The following is an 18,776-nucleotide window of genomic DNA, read 5'->3' as shown; positions in this document are numbered from 1 at the left end:
AAACGTACGAACCCAGGCATTCCGACTCGTGGTGACCTGTCGGTCACCACCCACGGTTGCGGGACAGCGCCGGATTTCGACCGGCTTCCCCTGGGCTTCGAACTATGCAGTTGAGAAACACCGACGACATGCGCCGGCGTGCGGAGCGTACGAGACACACCACCTCGCGGACAACCGTTCGCGTCCGCCCGACGCCGTGCCGTTGGTCACCACCGACGGCTTCGGCCGCGATCCGGCGGCCGTTTCCGGCTACTGCGCCCGGCCGATGCCGGTGGGTGCGCTCGGCCGATGCCGGTCGTCGCGCCGCGTTCGGCATGGCGAGCGCGTTGCCCGTCGAGATGGGAATCGCCGAAGCCCTTGGCCGGAAAGCGAGTTACCGCCCGCGGCGAACTTTCCGTAGAGTGCGCAGCGTCTCGTCCGAGGACCCTCGGCGCGACGGTGCCGTGCGCTCCCGGGCACCGTCGTGGCCGACCGGTCCGGGCGCGGCGACCCGTGTCATCTTCGGCCGCAGGGAAAGTCCGGTGTGATTCCGGCGCTGACCCGCAGCGGTGGTCCGTCCGCGTGACGGCGAGCCCGAATGCCTGGGGCCGGAGCGTTCCATCTCCATTCCCTGTCGTGGTCTACGGGGCGGAGCCCTCGCGCCGCCGGGCCGAGACCGTCCCGCCTTCGGGCCCGCGGTCGAACGCGTGGCGGCTTCGCCGGGCATGCCGCGTCGCAGGCCCGGAAAGGCTTCACCATGACGCTCACCCGCCCCGGCCGGAGGATCTCCGCCCTCTTCGGCGGTCTGCTCCTCGCCGCCGCGACCGCCGTCGTACCCGCGACCGCGGGCGCCGCCCCCACGCCGGCCGACCGGTCGGCAACCGCTTCGCTCCCGGCCGGCAATCGCACTCAGGCCGCAGCCGGCTGGCTGGCCCGGCAACTCGTGGACGGCGAGCGCTTCGAGGCCACCTTCGACGGGGTGACCTACCCCGACCAGGGTCTGACCATCGACGCGGTGCTGGCGTTCGCCGCCGCCGGGGTGGCCGAGCAGAACGGTGCCAAGGCCACCGCGTGGCTGGCCCGTCCGGAGATCCTGTCCGGCTACATCGGCGACGGCACCACCAACGCCTACGCCGGCGCCACCGCCAAGGTGCTGCTCGCGGCCGAAGTGCGCGGGACGAACCCTGGCAACTTCGGCGGCGTGGACCTGCCGACCCGGCTGCGCGCGCTGCAACAACCCTCGGGCCGGTTCACCGACACCTCGCCGTGGGGCGACTACAGCAACGCTTTCAGCCAGTCGCTCGCTCTGCTCGCCCTGGACCGCACACCCGCCGGCGCACCGACCGCGGCGGTCGACTTCCTGGCCGGCGCGCACTGCGCCGACGGCGGTTTCCCGCTGAACTTCGGCCTCGCGACGTGCACGGCCGACGCCGACTCGACCGCGATGAGCGTGCAGGCGCTGGCCGCCACGGGCCGCCACCAGGAGGCCGCCGCCGGACTGAACTGGCTGGTCGCGCACCAGCTTTCCGACGGCGGCTTCGGCACGCCGGGCGCTGTCACGTCCAACGCCAACAGCACCGGCCTGGCCGGGCAGGCGCTGCTCTCCTCGTGGCGGGTGCTGCCGGGACTGACCGCGCGGCAGTTCCTCGGCGGACGTCAGGTGGGTTGCTCGGGTCCGCCCGCCACGCGAGGCGCGATCGCGTACGACGCGACCGGGTTCGACCCGGCCACCGCCACCCGGGCCACCGCCCAGGCGGTATTGGGCCTGGCCGGCACCGGCTTCGCCGACCTGACCGCCGCCGGGGCCCGGCCGGACGCGCCGGCCCTGCACTGCCCGTCGTCCGCGTCCTGACCAGGATTCGCAACACCCGCGTCGCCGCTCGCCGATCCGGGCGGGCGACGACGCGGGGCGCGGGGCACCGAGTGCCCCGGGTGGGCCGGAGTTCGATCGACCTACCGCGAAGGGGCCACGCGCGGCGGCGGGTTGGTCGACGCGGTCCGGTCCTTGGCGAAGGACCAACCCTCGAAGCTGCCCGGCGGGGGCTTGCGGTTGGACGCACCCCACGAGCTGTACGTCCAGGTGCCGTTGTTCGGCGCGTGCCAGTAGGACCAATAGGCGTTGGCAGGCGGTGTGTTCAGGCAGGGTTCGGTGGCCGGGCCGGGCTTGTTCTCGATCCGACAGATGAACGCCTCGCCCCAGCGGGCGGTACCGGCTGTCTCGAATCCGGCGTTCTTGAGCGCCGCCAGTCCGGTGGCCTGGTCACCCGGCGCGCAACGCACGATCGTGGCACCGCCGAGTTCCTGGAAGTCGACGATCACGGTCACGCCGTCGTTGCTCGGGCAGACCCCGGCGCTGCCCTTGGTGGTGTCCACGGCGTACGCGCTCGGCGCCGCCGCGGTGACCTGCGCGGTGGCGGGCAGCACCAACAGGGCCAATGCGCCGACCAGTCGGCCGATACGCCCCTTGTTCCGGAAAAGCTTCACGGACGGATTCCCTTCGTGCGGTGGACGCGGGCGCGGACGGCGGGAACGACGAGTCCCGGCATCCGGCCGAAGGCAGGCATCGGCCGCGGAATCCGGGCTTCAGCGTGCAGTCCACGACACCTGGAGCCTTCGAGATCGAGCAACCCAGGCATTCCGACTCGTGGCGACCTGTCGATCACCACCCACGGTTGCGGGACAGCGCCGGATTTCGACCGGCTTCCCCTGGGCTTCGAACATGCAGTTGTGGCACGTCGATCCGTACGGATCGCGGTGCGCCGACGAACCTGTCGGCGTCCGGAGCGTATGAGAGAGCGCACCCTGCGGACAACCGTCGACCCACGGTCCCCACCGTGCCGTTCGTCACCCGGACGGCGGATCCGAGGTCGGCGGCACAGAGCCGATCGGGCGCACCGGGCCGGCCGGGGTCCGCCGGAAGGTGTCACCCGACTGGGTCTTGCGTTCGGCGATCGTGGTTGGACAGCGTGGGGTTGCGCGCGTACCCGGCGTGTGATCGCACGTCGGAACCAGCACACCCCGGATGGGCCCCTGGGGCCCGGCGGTGTGGGCGGACGAGAGCAACGGGAGTGCTGTGAGCGATCGGGACGGCAACAGGCGAACGGACGACCGCATCGTCCGAGTACGCATCCATCCGGCCATCGGCATTGCGCGCGTGGGCAACAGCACGCGCCCGGACGGCTGGTACTACGGACCCGAAACCCCCGACCCGGAGCCCACCCCACCGGGCTTCACCAAGGACGCGGACGGCGCGATCAAGCGCCAGGCGGCCCGATTCCGGCTGTACGGCCACGCCGCCGACGGGCACGTGGTGCGCGAGGTGACGGTCGCCGACCCGGGCACCCGGATCACCTGGGGCGTACACGTGGCCAATCGCAAGGCCGCGTGGTACCAGTTCCAGCTCCCGCTGGACATCCCGGACTCGCGGGACCCGGCGGCCAGGCCGTCCGCGCGGCGCAATCCGAGCGTCACCGATCGCCGGTCGCTGGTGATCGATCCGGGCCGCAAGACGCTGAACGCCACACCCGGTGGGCGGGTGCCGTTCACCGGCGGCCGTTTCCTGGGTCGGGTCGACGTCCCGCTGGGCGAGATGCGCACGGACGAGCACGGCCGACTGGTGGTGCTCGGCGGGCTCGGCGCCGCCGGCTCGCCCGATCACACGCCGCCGGCCTCGGTAACGAACAACGACGGTTGGTACGACGACATTTCCGACGGGCCGGTGACCGCGTCGGTCACCATCGACGGCGTCTCGGTGCCGGTGGATCCGGCCTGGGTGGTGGTCGCGCCACCCAACTTCGCGCCGGACCTGCGCACCGTACGCACCCTCTACGACCTGCTCTTCGACGTGTTCGTCGGCACCGGCCAACTGCCGTTCCCGGCCCGGGTCTCGTTCGGCGAGCACATCGAACCGATCCTGCGCCGGTTCTGCGAACTCCAGTGGGTCAACGCCGGGTTCGCGGCCAAATTCGGCTGGGCCGGTCCGGAGTACTTCCTCGCCCCCGAGGCGCTGCGCCGGTTGTCCAGTCCGGCGATCGAGCATCGCGAGGTGCGCCGGCAGGTGTACACCGCGCTGCGCGACTACAACCGCGACGACAAGTCGCCGATGCCGTGGCCCTGGCTCTACGGCGACGGCATGGCCAGTGTGCCTCGGACGGTGCGCCAGTACATGACACTGTCGCCGACCCAGGACCGGCTGCTGCTGGCCTGGTCACAGGGGAACTTCGACGCGTCGCCGTTCGCCGGCTACCCGCACCGCGTGGAGGACGCGCCGCCGGCCGCGCAGCCGGGGCTGCTGGATCGGGCCGCGTTGGACTTCTGCGTCGCGGACGCGTTCCATCCCGGGATCGAGGTGACCTGGCCGATCCGGCACGCGACGATGTTCGCCGAGCCGTTCCGGATCAGGGCGCGGCCCGAGGGCGATCCCGATCCGGACTACGGCAACACGCTCACCCCGGACAAGGCGCTGGCCCCCGACGGCCCGCTGTACGCGCAGGGACCGGGTGACCTCAGTCGATGGATGGCGGTGCCCTGGCAGACCGACACGGCGGGCTGCCGCGCGGGCTACGAGTCGCAGGCCGGACTCGGGCCGCGTTACGACCCGTACGTACCGACGTTCTGGCCCGCACGGGTGCCCAACCACGTGCTCAAACAAAGCGACTACGAGAAGGTCAACCGGCCGGACAGTGGCGGTTCGAGCGATCGCGAGGCCGCGTTCACGCACCGCGCGGTGTGGTTGCGCGGACTGACCGGGACCACGCCCGAGGCGCAGCGCCGACAGATGATCGACGGCTGGTACAAGCTCGGCATCGTCGAAGTGCGGCCCTACACGGTCGGCGACGGCCGCTTCCCGGCCCGCATGCAGGTCGAGTCGCCGCCGCAACCGCCGTTCGACCAGGCCCGGGACGCCAACAACCTGGTGAACGTGCACGTCCCGGAACCGGCCCCCGACGAGCCGGTGATCCGCGATGTCGCCGACGCCACGGGGCAACACGCGGCGGACGTCACGGTGGGCTACGTCGACAACATCGATCCCTACCTGGATTCGCAGTGACGGGAGCCGCATCCGCGTGGCGGCACGGACCTGCCCGCGAACGGCGTGGCGGTGGAGGTGCCGTGCGGGTGAGCGGCGTCGGCTCGTGCGGACTTCGCCCGTGACCGGGGTCGGGGCGCCGCCGGCCCGGCGGCGGTACGACGTCGTGGTCGCCGGTGGCGGGCCGGCCGGCGCCGCGGCCGCGATCACGCTGGCACGTGCGGGTCGTTCGGTGCTGCTCGCCGACGCGGGTGGCGGGCCGCCGGCGATCGGCGAGGCGCTGCCGGGGGCGGCCCGGGTGCTGCTGGCCGACCTGGGGGTCGGCGAGCACGTACCCGGGGCGGGCCATCTGCCCTGCTACGCCACGCTGTCCGTGTGGGGGTCGCCGCAGCCGGTCACGGTCTCCGCGATCGACGACCCGAACGGGCCCGGCCGGCACCTGGATCGCCCGCTGTTCGACCGCCGCCTGCGCGACGGCGCCCGGGCGGCCGGTGCCGAGGTGGCCGAGCGCACCCCGGTCGGCGCGCCGACGCGCCGGCCGGACGGCACCTGGTCGGTGCCGCTGGGCTGGCCCGACCGGCGCGAAGTGGTGTGCTGCGACTGGGTCGTCGACGCGACCGGGCGCCGAGCGGCGGTCGCGACCGGAAGCGGCGGCGCCCGCCGGCACACCCACGACGCCCTGGTCGCGCTGCACCTGACCCTGGTCGATCCCACCGCGTGCGACACCGACGCGAGCACGGTGGTCGAATCCGGGCCGGACGGCTGGTGGTACACCGCGCTGGTGCCCGGCAATCGGCGCCTGGTGGCCTACTTCACCGACGCCGATCTGCCCACCGCGCGAGCGGGTGACTCGGCCGGCTTCCGGGCCCGCCTCGCCGAAACGACCGAGATCGGCCGACGACTGGCCGGGTGGCCCCTGCCGTCGCCCGTACTCCCGCGCCGGGCCCCCGCACACGGCGCCCACCTGGACCGGGTCTGCGGCCCGGGCTGGATCGCCGCGGGCGATGCCGCAACCGCCTTCGACCCGGTGTCCTCCCAGGGCATCCTCACGGCCCTGTACACCGGCCTCACCGCCGGCCAAACCGTCGACGCACATCTCGCAGGCCACCGGGACGCGCCCGACACCTACCAAGCCCGCCTCGCCGACCTACGCCACGCCTACCACCGCAACCACCACCACGCCTACACAGCCGAACAACGCTGGCCCCACACCCCCTTCTGGCACCGCCGCCACCACCCCACGCCCCCACACGACGCCGACTGCTGCTCGCGCCGAACCGACACCGACGCGCGTGCGGACCGGGTGCGGTGACGCCGCCGCCGGCGAGCCCCGGGTGGGCTCGCCGGCGGGGTGGTCGGTGGTCGGTGGGGCTATCGGATGCTGCGGGGGCGCATGTCGGTCCAGACCCGGTCGATGTGGGCGAGGCAGTCCGGGCGGGTGCCGGTGAAGCCTTCCGCGCGCCAGCCGGCCGGGAGATCCCGGTCGGTGGCCCAGACCGAGTACTGCTCCTCGTCGTTGATCACCACGCGGCAGTCGCGTTCGGTTTCGTCGTTGCCGGTCATACCTTCTCCAGTTCGGGTTCGGGCGACTTCCGGACGGGCGGCGGCGATGCATCCGCCCGCTTCTTGCGGCGTTCCTCGATGCCGATCAGGTCGTCCGGCATCGCGTCCGGGACCTCGTCGTCGAATCCGGCGATCACCCGGTGCCGGAAGGAGGCGAGCGCGAGCAGGATCATCGCGGACGCGCACACCAGGTACAGGAACCCGGTGCCGCGCCCCTCGCCGACCCCGATCACCCGGCCGACGCTGGACGCCAGCGCGCCGCCCGGGGTGAACAGCGGTTCGAGCAGGTGCACCGCGAGCGGCGCGATCACCCCGAAGCCCAGCGGGAGCGTGGACCACGCCACCATCGTGTTCAGCGCGATCACCCGGCCGTGGAACCGCTGGGGCACCTTGACCTGGATGATCGTCGCGTAGATGCCGTTGAGCAGGGACAGTCCGAAGAACACCCCGAAGAAGCCGATGCCGACCAGCACCGGCGAGGGCCGCAGACCGGCGACGAAGGCGAAGACCGCGATCAGCACGGTGGCCAGCAGGATGCCGTGCATCCGGCGATGCCGCGGACCTCCCCACACCCCCATCGCCAGGCCGCCGAGCAGCGCGCCGGCGCCCGCCGCGACGCCGACCGCGCCCGCGGTGTGCACCGATCCGAAGGACAACACCAGCGGGGTCATCAGCACCAACATCGGTGCCAGGAACACGTTGAGCAGCGCGAAGTAGAGCAACATCGTGCGGAATCCGGGATGCCCCATGGAGTAGCGCACCCCGTTGGCGATCTCCTTGACCATGCTCTCGCGCCGGGTCTGCGCCATCGTGTCGGGGAACGGCACGAAGGCGACCACCGTCACCGCGATCACGAACGTGGTGATGTCGATCACCAGGATGCCGCCGAGTCCGATGCTCGCCAACAGCGCGACCGCGATCAACGGCACCACCAACTGGGCCAGCCCGGTGCTCATTTGCACGATGCCGTTGGCATGGCCCAGATAGCGCTTGGGTACCAGTTGCGGCACCGCGGAGGTGTAGGCCAGGCGTTGGAAGGTGGCGGTCACCGACAACACCACCAGGAGTCCGTACACCGCCCCCACGCCCAAATGGCCGCCCCACAACAGCAGCGCCATCGTCACCTGCACCGCGCCCGCCGCGCAGTCCGCGGCCAGCATCACCGACCGGCGACTGTTGCGGTCCACCACCGCCCCCGCCAACGGCGCCACCAGGATGCCGGGCACCAGCGCCAGCACCGAGAACAGCGCGAATTGGGTGAGCGAATCGGTGCGCAGATAGATCCAGATGGGGATGGCGAACTCGGTCAGCGCCGACCCGGTGATCGAGGCGAGCTGCCCCAGGGCCACCGCCATGAACCGGCCCATGCTCGGCCGCACGGCCGGGGTGGGCGTCGACCGGACGGCGGCGGGTGCGGCTTCATCCTCGGAATCGGCGTCGGTGCCGCCCGATACGCCCTGCAACCACCATCCCGCGTCCGCACCGCGCGCCGCCCGGGTCAGCGGCTCGGTCCGGTCCCGGGCCACGGCCTCGTGCGTCGCGGTGACGATCTCGGCCAACTCGTCCGCCCGGTAGCGCAGGAAGTAGTGGCCCGCCTCGTCGATCACCACCAGCGCCGTGGCGTCGGCCATGAAGTGCCACTCCCGGAAGCGCTCCTGGTAGAACTCCGTGCTGGGGTCGCGCTCGCCGATCACCGAGATCACCGGTGCGGCCAACGGCCGCATGCCCTCGGCCATCCGCCGGGTGAAGTACTCCTCCGAAGTCCGGCCGTCCTTGCGCATGTTGCGGATGATGAAGGTGACCTGCTCCTCGTCCAGGTCGCCGAGGTCCGCGCCCATCGAGGTCAGCCAGTTCAGGTGCACCCGGTCCCCGCGCAGCCGTTCGAGTCCGGAGAAGCGCGACAGCGCGCCGAGCAGACCGCCCTCGGGTCGGGCGAACGGGAAGATCGCGCCCAGGTACACCGCCTCCAGCCGGCGCCCCGACTCCTCCAACAGATGGGCGATCTGCGCGGTCAGCGCACTGCCCACCCCGCAGTGTCCGTAGAGCGCCAACGGTCCCTCGACCCGGGCCAGGATCTCGTCCACACACTCCCGGGCGACCTCCTCGATCGGCCTGGGCGCCTCGGGCATGGACAGGTCGTGACCCGGAATGGCCACCGAGTACAACGAGTGCCCGGCGGGCAGCGCATCGGCCAGCGGCTGGTACACCACCGCGCTGCCGCCGCCGTACGGCACACACACCAACGAGAGCACCCGCTGCGCGACAGGCACCGGCCGAGTCAACTCGTGCAACAGCGAACGGGGTTCATCCGTGCCGACCGGACGGTCGATCAAGGCGGCGAGTTCGCGCACGGTCCGGTGTTTGAACAACTCCAACAGGCTCACCTGTCGACTCCCGGGCGGCAACACCTTGCGCAGCCGGGCCAACACCTGCATCGCGAGCAGCGAATGCCCGCCCAGTTCGAAGAAGTCGTCGGTGACTCCGAGCGCGGCCAGATCGAGCACCGACGTCCAGATCCCGACCAGCGCCTCCTCGGTCGCACCGACCGGCGCCACCCGCTCGCCGCCGTCCGCCCCGCTGCCGGCCCCGGCGTCGGGCTCCGGCAGCAGCGCACGGTCGACCTTGCCGTGCGCCTTCAGCGGCAGTCGGTCGAGCCAGACGAACCTGGACGGCACCATGTACTCGGGCAACCGAACCAGCAGTTCCCGGCGCAGCTCGGCACCGGCCGGCGGCTCGCCCGGGTGGTCCTCGGCCGGCACCAGATAGGCGATCAGCCGTTGCGATCCGGCCGGTCCCCGCGCGTCCACCACGGCCTGGCCGACCGCCGCCTGCGCGCGCAACGCCTCTTCGATCTCGGCCGGTTCGACCCGATAGCCGCGAATCTTGACCTGCTGGTCGCTGCGACCGAGGAACTCCACGTCACCGTCGGGCAGGTAACGACCCAGATCGCCGGTGCGGTACAGCCGGGCGCCCGGCGGCCCGAACGGGTCGGGCACGAACCGGTCGGCGGTCGCGCCTGGTTGCCCCAGATAGCCGCGGGCCAGCCGCTCGCCCCCGATGTGGATCTCCCCGGTGACTCCGATCGGTACCGGTTCCAGGTGCGCGTCCAGCAGGTAGATCCGTGCGTTCGGCAACGGTCGGCCGATCGGCGTCACCGTCGAGATCGGCACCTCCTGCGGGCGGACCCGGTAGGTGGTCACCCCCACCGTGGTCTCGGTCGGCCCGTAGTGGTTGACCACCGCGCAGGTGCCGAGCGCGGCCAGATCCCGCGTCCACTCCCACGACGAGCCCTCGCCGCCGAGGATCAACATGCGCCGGGGCAACAGGCGTTCGGCGCCGACCTCGGCCGCCAGTCCGGCCAGGTGGGAGGGCGTCATCTTCAGGTAGTCCACCGGATGCCGACCCAGGTGGTCGGCGAACTCCGCACCGGAGAGCCGCTTGGGGATCAGGTGCAGTTCGCCGCCGGTGGTCCAGGCCAGGTACAGCGCGGTGATCGCGAAGTCGAAGGACAACGACTGGGCCAGCCCGTAGACCGATCCGGGGACGATCTCGAACCGCTCGCGTACGCCGTCGAGATAGGCAAGTGCCTCGCGGTGCTGCACCGCGACGCCCTTGGGACGCCCCGTGGAGCCGGACGTGTAGATCACGTAGGCCAGGTTCCCCGGGCCGGCCGGGGCCCCCGACTCCGCCCGCTCCGAATCCGCCCGCTCCGAATCCGGATCCCGGGCGTCGATCGCCGCCTGTTCGCGATCGAGCAGAATCACCGTGCCGGCGTGACCCGCCGTGCGCTCGCGCAGCGCGCTGTCCGTCACCAGGACCCGCACACCCGCATCGGAGAGCATGAACGCCAGCCGTTCGACCGGCTGTTCCGGATCCAGTGGGAGATACGCCCCGCCCGCCTTGAGCACGGCCAGCACCGCCACCGCGAGGTCGAGCGACTGTTCCAGGCACAGCGCGACCGGTGTCTCCGGGCCGACCCCGCACCCGCGCAGGTAGCGGGCGAGCCGAGCGGCGCGCGCGTCGAGTTCGCCGTAGTCGAGCGTCTGCCCCTCGTGTGTCACCGCCGGGGCGCGCGGATCCAGGGCCACCCGGGCCTCGATCGCGGCGGCCAGCGTGGGGTGTTCGGGCAGTGGCCGGGCGGTGTCGTTCCAGCCGGTGACGAGTTGGGCCCGCTCCTGCGCGCCGAGCAGGTCGATCCGGGACAGCGGGGTATGCGGGTCGGCCGTCACCACCCGCAGCAGGGTGGCCAGATGCCCGGCGAGCCGAGCCACCGTGCTCGCGTCGAACAGGTCGGTGTTGTAGGTGAGCAGGCACTGCATCCCGGTGTCGGTCTCGAACACGAACAGGCTCAGGTCGAACCGGGTCACCCGGGAGTCGCCGGTGAACCAGTCGTGGTCGAGCCCGACGAAACCGCGCTCGCCGCGCCCGTAGTTCTGCAGCGCGAAGGTGACCTGGAACAGGGGTGTACGGCTGACGTCGCGGGTCACGTTCTGGTCCCGGACCACCTGGTCGAACGGCAGATCCTGGTGTGCGTAGGCGTCCAGGCTGCTTTCCCGGACCCGACCGAGGAGTTCGGCGAAGGTGGGGTCCCCGGCCAGCGGCGCCCGCATGGCCAGCATGTTGACGAACATGCCGATCATCGGTTCCAGGTCCGGATGCGGACGTCCGGCGATCGGCGAACCGATCGCGAAATCGTGCTGACCGCCGTGCCGGGACAACACCGCCTGCCAGGCCGCGAGCAGCGTCATGTACGACGTGGCGCGGTGCGCACGGCCCAACTCCACGACGGCTGCCGCCAACTCGGCGTCCAGCTTGAAGCCGTGCGCGTCGCCGACGAAGGTCTGTTGGGCCGGTCGGGGCCGGTCGGTGGGCAACGCGAGCGTACCCAGCCCGGCCAGTCGCTCGCGCCAGTAGCGGGCGGCCCGCTCACCTTCGGGACCGGTCAGGCGCTGCTGCTGCCAGGCCGCGTAGTCTCCGTATTGCACCGCCGGTTCGGCCACAGGCGATTCCAGGCCGGCCGTGAACGCGCCGTAGTCGGCCATCAGTTCGTTGACGAGCAGATGCACCGACCAGCCGTCGCCGATCAGGTGGTGCAGGACCACCAGCAGTACGGTGTCCTCCCCGTCCAACCGCACCAGCGCGGCCCGCACCAGCGGTGGCACCTCCAGGTGGAACGGGCGGGCGGACTCCGCACCCACCAGCGCCGCCGCCCAGCGCTCCCGGGCCTCGGCGTCCAGGTCGGCGTCGGGCGTGTGCCGGGTCACGGTGAGCGGCATCGGCGGATGCACGGTGGCCACCGGTCGACCGTCCGCGCTGGTGCCGAAGGTGGTGCGCAGGCTGTCGTGCCGGGTCAACAGCGCCTGTAGCGCCCGTTCCAGGGCGTCCTCGTCGAGCCGCCCGCGCAGTCGCAGTGCGAGCGGAATGGTGTACGCGGCCGTTCCCGGGGTCAGGTTCTCCATGAACCACAGCGGGATCTGCGCGAAGGACAAAGGGACTTCGGCTCCCTCCGGCAGTCGCGGGATCGATGGGGGTGCGGCCGTCGCGGATCTGCGCAGCCGCTGTTCGAGCAGGGCCCGTTTGGCGGCGGAGAGTCCGCCGGGACGGGTCGGTGGCGCCGGGGTGAGCGTCATCGTGGATCTCCTGTCTCGGCCTGGTCCAGCACCAGTCGTTCGGCGTCCGCCTCGGAGAGCGTGTCGAGTTCGGCGAGCAGCAGTTCCTCAACCGACGCGGCCAGGCCGGCCACGGTGGGATCGGCGAACAGGGCGCGGATCGGCACGGTCAGTTCGATCGCCGCGCCGAGTCGGGCCACCGCCCGGGTGGCCAGCAGCGAGTGGCCGCCGAGGGCGAAGAAGTCGTCCAGCGCGCCGACCCGTTCCAAACCGAGCACATCGGCGAAGGTCTCCGCGACCAGTTCCTCGGCGCTGCCGCGCGGCGCCACGAACGAGGTCGCCGGGGTGCTGCGTTGTTCCGGTGCGGGCAGCGCGGCCCGGTCGAGCTTGCCGTTGGTGGTCAGCGGCAGGCGTTCCAGCAACACATACGCGGCCGGCACCAGGTACGCGGGCAGCGTCCGGGCCAAGGCGGCACGCACCGCCGGCGGGTCCGGCGGGTCGACCGCCTCGGCGCCGGGCACCAGATAGGCGACCAGTCGTCGATCGCCGCGCTCGCCCCGCACCAGCACGGCCGCCTGGGCGATATCCGGCTGTGCGACCAACGCCGCCTCGATCTCCCCGAGTTCGATCCGGTAGCCGCGCAGCTTGACCTGCTGGTCGGTGCGACCGAGGAACTCCAACTGCCCGTCCGGGCGTTGCCGAGCGCGGTCGCCGGTGCGATAGAGCCGGGCGCCGGGTGCGCCATACGGGTCGGGCACGAACTGCAGTCCGGTCGCACCCGGGCGGCCCAGATAGCCCCGGGCCGGTCCGATGCCTCCGATGCACAACTCCCCCGGCACACCCGGCGGCACGGGTTCGAGATGCCGATCCAGCACGTGCACGCGGGTGCCGGCCAGCGCCCGCCCGATCGGCGGTCGGGCGCCGTCCCACGGTTGGGCGCGCGGGCCGGCCAGGGTGGCCGACGTGACGATCACCGCGGTCTCGGTGGGCCCGTACGTGTTGACCAGGTCGACCCGGTCGCCGAACGTCTCGCGCCAGCGCCGCGTCGAGGCGGCGTCGGCCTGATCGCCGCCGATGATCAGCAGCCGCAGCGCCTTCGGCCACGGCAGACCCGGGGTCTGGGCGACCAACTCGTGCCAGTAGGAGGTGGGCAGATCGAGCACGGTCAGGGTGCGACCGGCGTCGGTGCCGAAGAAGTCGGGCAACAGCCCGTCCACGGGTGCGAGCACCAGCGTCGCCCCGCCCAGCAGCGTCGGATAGACCTCCTCGACGTGGGTGTCGAAGCCGAACGAGGCGAACTGCAGGACCCGGTCGGTGGGGCCGCTGCGGTAGCGCTCGCGCATCCAGGCCACCCGGGCGGCGAGTGCCCCACGGGTGATCAGCGTGCCCTTGGGGCGGCCGGTGGAGCCGGAGGTGTAGACGAGGTAGGCGAGATGCTCGGGCCCGGCGATCGGGGCGAGCGGCTGGTCCCGCGCTTCGTCGCCGTCGCCTTCTCCTTGGAGGCCGGCGGCCCGGTCCCCGTTCTCGTCCCGCACCCCGGGCCCTTCCCCGGGCCCGTCCTCGGGCCCGTTCTCGGACCCGTCCAACAGCAGGACCGGCGGCGCGCCTTCGGCGAAACGGCTCGCGAACTGCGCTCGGCACAGAACACGTTCGGCCCCGCTGTCGGTCAGCATGTAGGCGATGCGCTCGGCCGGCAGCGCGGGATCCAGCGCGAGGTAGGCGCCGCCCGCCTTGAGCACGGCGAGCAGCGCGACGATCGTCTCGATCGAGCGTTCGGCGCACACCGCGATCACCGAGTCCGGGCCGGCGCCGCCGCGCCGCAGTTCGCGGGCCAACCGGTTCGCCCGGGCGTCCAGGTCGGCGTAGCCGATGCGGGTGTCGCCGCACTCGACGGCATCGGCCTGCGGTGTACGCAACGCCTGCACCTCGAAGGCCAGGATCGCGTCCGGGCAGTCGCCCGCGTCCGGGCCGGCTGCGGCCGCCGTGACCCGGGCCCGCTCGGCCGGCGGCAGCAGCGGCAACCGGGACAGCGGCGTATCCGGGTCCGCCACCGCGCCCCGAAGCAACGTCTCGAAGCAGCGCGCGAGGCGGGCGACGGTCTCGGGGACGAAGCGCTCCGTGTCGTAGACGAACTCGACGACCAGTTCGTCGCTTTCCGGCCACACCTCCAACGTCAGGTCGTACTTGGCCTGGCGGAAGCCGGACTCGAAGACCTCCGCGCTCGCCTCGCCGAGCCGCAATTCGAGGCCCGCGGGCGGGCGCAGGATCAACATGGTCTGGAACACCGGCGGGCTGTCCGGATCACGGTCCACGTCCAGGGCGCCGAGCAGTCGTTCGAACGGCACGTCCTGGTGCTCGAACGCCTGGAGTGCCACCGTCCGGGTGCGGGCCAGGAAGTCCCGGAACGAGGGGTCCCCGGCGGTGCTCCCACGCAGCACCAGCGTGTTGAGGAAGTAGCCGACGAGAGGTTCGTACTCCTCCTCGTCCCGACCCGCCAACGGCGAGCCCACGCACACGTCCTCCTGGTCGCAGTAGCGCGCGAGCAGGGTCTGGTAGGCGGCCAGGAGGAACATGTACAGGGTGACCCGCTCGCGCCGGGCGAGTTGCTCGATGCCCGCGCGCAGCTCGGCGGGCAGGTGGTGGGTGACCGTGCCGCCGCGCCCGGGGTGACCGCCGCCCACGCGGGCCCGGTCGACGGGCAGGTCCAGGGTCGGCGCGCCCGCGAGTTGTCGGGTCCAGTAGGTCAGCCGTTCGTCGAAGCCGGGCGAGTCGACGAGTTCGCGTTGACGCCGCACGTAGTCGGCGTAGCTCAGCGGCAGCGGTTCCAGCGGCGAGGGCAGACCGGCCGCGAACGCCGAGTACACGGCCACCAGCTCGGTGTCCAGAACGTTCATCGACCAGCCGTCGGCGATGATGTGGTGCAACACCAGGCACAACACGTGATCGTGCCCGTCCTCGTCCAGGCGCAGCAGGCTCGCCCGCAGCAGTGGGCCCCGGGACACGTCGAAGGATCGGTTGGTGCGTTCGGCGACCAGTTCGCGGGCGTGCCGCTCCCGCTCGGCGGGCGGGCCGTCGACGATCACCCGCTCCAGGGCGAAGTCGTGCCACGTGCCGATGAGTTGTACCGGCACGCCGTCCTCGTCGGGGAAGCAGGCACGCAGGCTGTCGTGTCGCGCGACCAGTGCGGCCAGCGCGCGTTCCAACGCGTCGGCGTCCAGCGGGCCGCGCAGGCGATGAATCTGGAACATGTTGAAGGCGGCGTCGCCGGGGTTGAGCCGGTCCAGCAGCCACAGTCGTTCCTGGCCCGCCGACAGAGGTGTCCGGGTGGACTGTTCGGGCCGGTTCGCGAGCTGCTCCGCCGGTTGTTCCCGGTGCGGGTCGAGGCTTCGGAATGGGGTACTCATGGCCGCCGTTCGCTTTGCATCGCGCTGACCGCGCTGGTGAGTCCGGTGATGGTCGGGGATTCGAAGAAGACGTGCAGCGGTACGTCCACGCCCAGGCGCTTGCGAATCCGCGCGCCGATCCGGGTGACGGTGAGCGAGTGACCGCCCAGGTCGAACAGGTCCTCGTCGGGGCGGATGTCGTCCAGGCCGAGCACCTCGCGCCAGATGGCGGTGATCTCGGCGGCCGGGCCGGGGTCGCCGAGCGGCTCGGCCGCCGGGTCTCGATCCGGGTCCGATTCCGAATCCTGGTCCGCCGCCCGCACACGAGGTGGTGCGGGCAGCGCGGCCCGGTCCAGCTTGCCGTTCGGCGTGAGCGGCAGGCGTTCCAGGGCAACGAACGCGCTCGGGACCAGCGCCCGGGGCAGCGTCGCGGCCAGGTGCACCCGCAGTTCGGCCGGACTGGGGACGGCGCCCGGGCGCGGCACCAGGTAGGCCACCAGGCGCGCGCCGTCGGCCCCGTCCTGCCGGGCCAGCACGGTCGCCGTCGCGACATCCGGGTGGACGAGCAACGCGGCCTCGATCTCGCCGAGTTCCATCCGGTGGCCGAGGATCTTCACCTGGTGGTCGACTCGCCCCAGGAACTCGATCCGGCCGTCCGCGCGGTAGCGGGCCCGGTCGCCGGTGCGATACATCCGGGCTCCGGGCGGTCCGAACGGGTCCGGTCCGAACCGGTCGGCGGTGACGCCGGGCAGGTGCCGGTAGCCCCGGGCCAGACCGCTGCCGCCGATGTACAGGTCGCCCTCGACCCCGATCGGGACCGGGGCGACTGCGGCGTCCAGGATGTACATCCGGGTGTTGGCGATCGGGCGGCCGATGCTCACCTCGTCGTCGTCCGGGCCGATTTCCGCCGTACTGGACCACACCGTGGTCTCGGTGGGTCCGTAGGCGTTCACCAACCGTCGTACCTGCGCCCGCAGTTCTCGGGCCAGGGGGAGCGGGAGCGCCTCGCCTCCGGTGACCGCGACCACGGCCGGCTCCGCGAAGCCCGCGTCCAGCAACATCCGCCACCCGGAGGGGGTGGCCTGCACGTGCGAGACGTGTTCGTCCCGGATCAGCCGGAGCAGCGCCCGCCCGTCGCGTACGTCGCCGTCCCGGGCGAGCACCAGCAGGCCACCGGTGATCAGCGGCACGTACAGTTCCACGGCGGAGATGTCGAACGAGGCCGAGGTCAGGCCGAGCCACACCGCGTCCTGATCGCTGTGCAGCGTGTCCCGCATCGAGGCGAGCAGGTTGCTCAGCGCGCCGTGCTCGATCTCCACACCCTTGGGCCGGCCGGTGGAGCCGGAGGTGGCCAGCACGTAGGCGAGGTCGCCGGGCGCGGGCGCCGGCCACGACCGGGGTGCGCCGGCGATCGTGGTGCCGACTTCACTCGCCTCGCCGACCTCGCCGATCCCGTCGATCAGCAGCGCGCCGTCCGCGTGTTCGGGGAATCGTCCGAGCAGGTCGTGCTCGGTCAGCAGCACGGTCGCGGCACAGTCCGCCAGCACCGACGCCAGCCGCGCCGAAGGGTACTCCGGGTCCAGCGGCAGGTATCCGGCGCCGGCCCGCAGCACACCCAACAGGGCCGTGGGCAGTGCCGCGGTGCGCCGCACGCAGACCGCCACCAAGTCGCCCGCGCCGATGCCGGCGGTGCGCAGCCGCTCGGCGACCGCCTCCACGGCCGCGTCCAGTCGGGCATAGGTCAGTCGTTCCGCACCGCAGTGCACCGCCGGTGCGTGCGGCGTGCGGGCGACCTGCGCGGCGAACAGTTCCGGCAGGGTCGCGGGATCGCCCGCCCGAGCGGTGTCGTTCCAGTCGACCAGAATCGCGGCCCGCTCCCGGTCGGTCAGCACCGGGAGGCGCGACAGCGCGGTGTCCGGGGCCGCGACGATCGCGCGCAGCAGGGTGGCATAGTGCCCGACGATCTCCTCGGCCGCTCCCCGGTCGAGGGCGTCGGTGGCGAAGTGCAACTGCATGGCCAACCGGTCGGGGTCGTCCAGGCATTGCAGGTGCACATCGCCACGCACCGCGTGGTTGAACAGGGTCCAGTCGATCGACCCGGGCACCCCCGCGAAGTCGGGTACCTCGGTGCGTCGGCGATAGCTCATCGACACCGGTGCCAGCGCCGAGCGTGGGGTGAGACCGGCCACCGCCCGACCCAGCGGTACGTCCCGCACCACGTACAACTCGCGCAGGTCGGCACGCAGCGCCCGGCCGAAGTCAGCGAACGACAGATCCGGCGACGGCGAGCTGTGTACCGGGAGTTCGTTGACGTACGGGCCGATCCGGTCGCGGCTGTGCGGGGTTCGGGTGCCCAACCCGATGGCCACCGTGGGGCGTTCGTTGCCGTAGCGCCACAGCAGCACGTGCAGGGCGCCCAGCAGCAGCGCGAACGAGCTGATGCCCAGCAGTTCGGCGGTGCCCGCCAGGTCGCGCCGCAAGGCGTCGTCCACGGGTATCGGCACCGACTCGCCGGGACCACCGTCGGTGCCGGGGCGGCGTCGACCGGGCAGCAGCACCGGTGGCGGGTCCTGGGCCTCGGCGGCGAAGCGTTCCTTGGCGAGGGTGACCCGGTGGGCGAACTCCGCCGCCTCGCGGGCGCTGCGCTCGGCGTCGGCGCTCGGCTCGTGTTCCACCGGATCCGGCTTGGTTCCGCCGCCGAAGGCGGTGTAGAGCGTGGCCAGTTCGCGGACCAGGATGTCCTTGGAGCCGCCATCGAAGGCCAGATGGTGGACGACGATCAGCAACACCCGGTGACCGGGGCCCGCATCGAGCAGCGTGAAGCGCGCGAGTGGGCCGGTGACCTGGTCGAACGGGCGCAGGGTCTCGTGTCGGATCGCCTCGGCGACGGCGTCCGTACGCCGATCGGGTGCGGGCGCCGCGAGGGGCAGGATCACGAGTCGGGGGATGAATTCGGCGGGAACCGACCACAGTTCGCCGTCGACTTCGCGCAGCACGCTGCCCAGGATCGGATGGCGGGCGACGAGCGCGTCGCAGGCGTCGGCCAGGGCCGCCCGATCGAGGTCGCCGGTGAATCGGATGGCGAGCGGCATGTGGTGGGCGGTGCCGGTGTGGCCGGCGAGTTCGGTGAACCGGATCCCGTGCTGCGCCGGGGTCACCGGGGCGCGGTGGAGGGTTTCCGGCGGCAGGGGTACCGGCTGGGACTTGCGCATC

8 protein-coding genes and 3 riboswitches are annotated in these 18,776 nt (G+C 72.2%); of the genes, 3 read left to right on the top strand and 5 right to left on the bottom strand.

The window, feature by feature from the left end; genetic code table 11:
- Positions 1–15: 15 nt before the first annotated feature.
- Positions 16–90, bottom strand: a riboswitch (cobalamin riboswitch).
- A gap of 419 nt (positions 91–509) precedes the next feature.
- Positions 510–583: riboswitch (cobalamin riboswitch) on the top strand.
- Between the two features lie 153 nt (positions 584–736).
- Positions 737–1,831 carry a peptidase gene (locus ABZ374_RS30795; RefSeq protein WP_360317160.1) on the top strand — a complete coding sequence of 365 codons (1,095 nt, stop codon included), beginning with the start codon at positions 737–739 and terminating at the stop codon, positions 1,829–1,831.
- A 101-nt stretch (positions 1,832–1,932) separates the two neighbouring features.
- Here the strand turns inward: ABZ374_RS30795 and ABZ374_RS30790 are convergent, their stop codons facing one another.
- Positions 1,933–2,463, bottom strand: a complete 531-nt coding sequence (locus ABZ374_RS30790; RefSeq protein WP_360317158.1) for a flagellar hook-length control protein FliK — start codon at positions 2,461–2,463, stop codon at positions 1,933–1,935.
- A gap of 147 nt (positions 2,464–2,610) precedes the next feature.
- A riboswitch (cobalamin riboswitch) is annotated at positions 2,611–2,685 on the bottom strand.
- Positions 2,686–3,022: 337 nt separating this feature from the next.
- Here ABZ374_RS30790 and ABZ374_RS30785 point away from each other — a divergent pair.
- Both ABZ374_RS30785 and ABZ374_RS30780 read left to right on the top strand, forming a co-directional pair.
- Positions 3,023–5,029, top strand: a complete 2,007-nt coding sequence (locus ABZ374_RS30785; protein ID WP_360317190.1) for a LodA/GoxA family CTQ-dependent oxidase — start codon at positions 3,023–3,025, stop codon at positions 5,027–5,029.
- A gap of 100 nt (positions 5,030–5,129) precedes the next feature.
- Positions 5,130–6,320, top strand: a complete 1,191-nt coding sequence (locus ABZ374_RS30780) for an FAD-dependent monooxygenase (protein WP_360317156.1) — start codon at positions 5,130–5,132, stop codon at positions 6,318–6,320.
- A gap of 59 nt (positions 6,321–6,379) precedes the next feature.
- Here ABZ374_RS30780 and ABZ374_RS30775 read toward each other — a convergent pair whose 3' ends face one another.
- The 4 genes from ABZ374_RS30775 to ABZ374_RS30760 are packed head-to-tail and all read right to left on the bottom strand — an operon-like array spanning position 6,380 to position 18,775.
- Positions 6,380–6,571, bottom strand: coding sequence for an MbtH family protein (locus ABZ374_RS30775; RefSeq protein WP_360317153.1), 192 nt, complete (start codon positions 6,569–6,571; stop codon positions 6,380–6,382).
- A complete protein-coding gene (locus ABZ374_RS30770) occupies positions 6,568–12,201 on the bottom strand; it encodes an amino acid adenylation domain-containing protein (RefSeq protein ID WP_360317151.1) in 5,634 nt (1,877 codons plus the stop codon). The genes ABZ374_RS30775 and ABZ374_RS30770 overlap by 4 nt, the downstream gene beginning before the upstream one ends.
- Positions 12,198–15,584, bottom strand: a complete 3,387-nt coding sequence (locus tag ABZ374_RS30765; protein ID WP_360317149.1) for an amino acid adenylation domain-containing protein — start codon at positions 15,582–15,584, stop codon at positions 12,198–12,200. The genes ABZ374_RS30770 and ABZ374_RS30765 overlap by 4 nt, the downstream gene beginning before the upstream one ends.
- Entirely contained in the window at positions 15,581–18,775 is a 3,195-nt protein-coding gene (locus ABZ374_RS30760) for an amino acid adenylation domain-containing protein (protein WP_360317147.1), read from the bottom strand. Before ABZ374_RS30760 ends, ABZ374_RS30765 begins: the two co-directional genes overlap by 4 nt.
- Position 18,776 lies beyond the last annotated feature (1 nt).

Origin of the sequence: Embleya sp. NPDC005971 (assembly GCF_040629175.1) — a bacterium.
Taxonomy (GTDB): Bacteria; Actinomycetota; Actinomycetes; order Streptomycetales; family Streptomycetaceae; genus Embleya.
Note: the sequence above shows the minus strand (reverse complement) of the source record. Positions and strands in the feature narration are given on the sequence as shown.

Bases quoted from the DNA above. Each gene is read 5' to 3' on its own strand.
- ABZ374_RS30775 (WP_360317153.1), bottom strand. From the start codon at position 6,571: ATGACCGGCAACGACGAAACCGAACGCGACTGCCGCGTGGTGATCAAC.
- ABZ374_RS30770 (WP_360317151.1), bottom strand. From the start codon at position 12,201: ATGACGCTCACCCCGGCGCCACCGACCCGTCCCGGCGGACTCTCCGCC.
- ABZ374_RS30760 (WP_360317147.1), bottom strand. From the start codon at position 18,775: ATGCGCAAGTCCCAGCCGGTACCCCTGCCGCCGGAAACCCTCCACCGC.
- ABZ374_RS30795 (WP_360317160.1), top strand. From the start codon at position 737: ATGACGCTCACCCGCCCCGGCCGGAGGATCTCCGCCCTCTTCGGCGGT.
- ABZ374_RS30765 (WP_360317149.1), bottom strand. From the start codon at position 15,584: ATGAGTACCCCATTCCGAAGCCTCGACCCGCACCGGGAACAACCGGCG.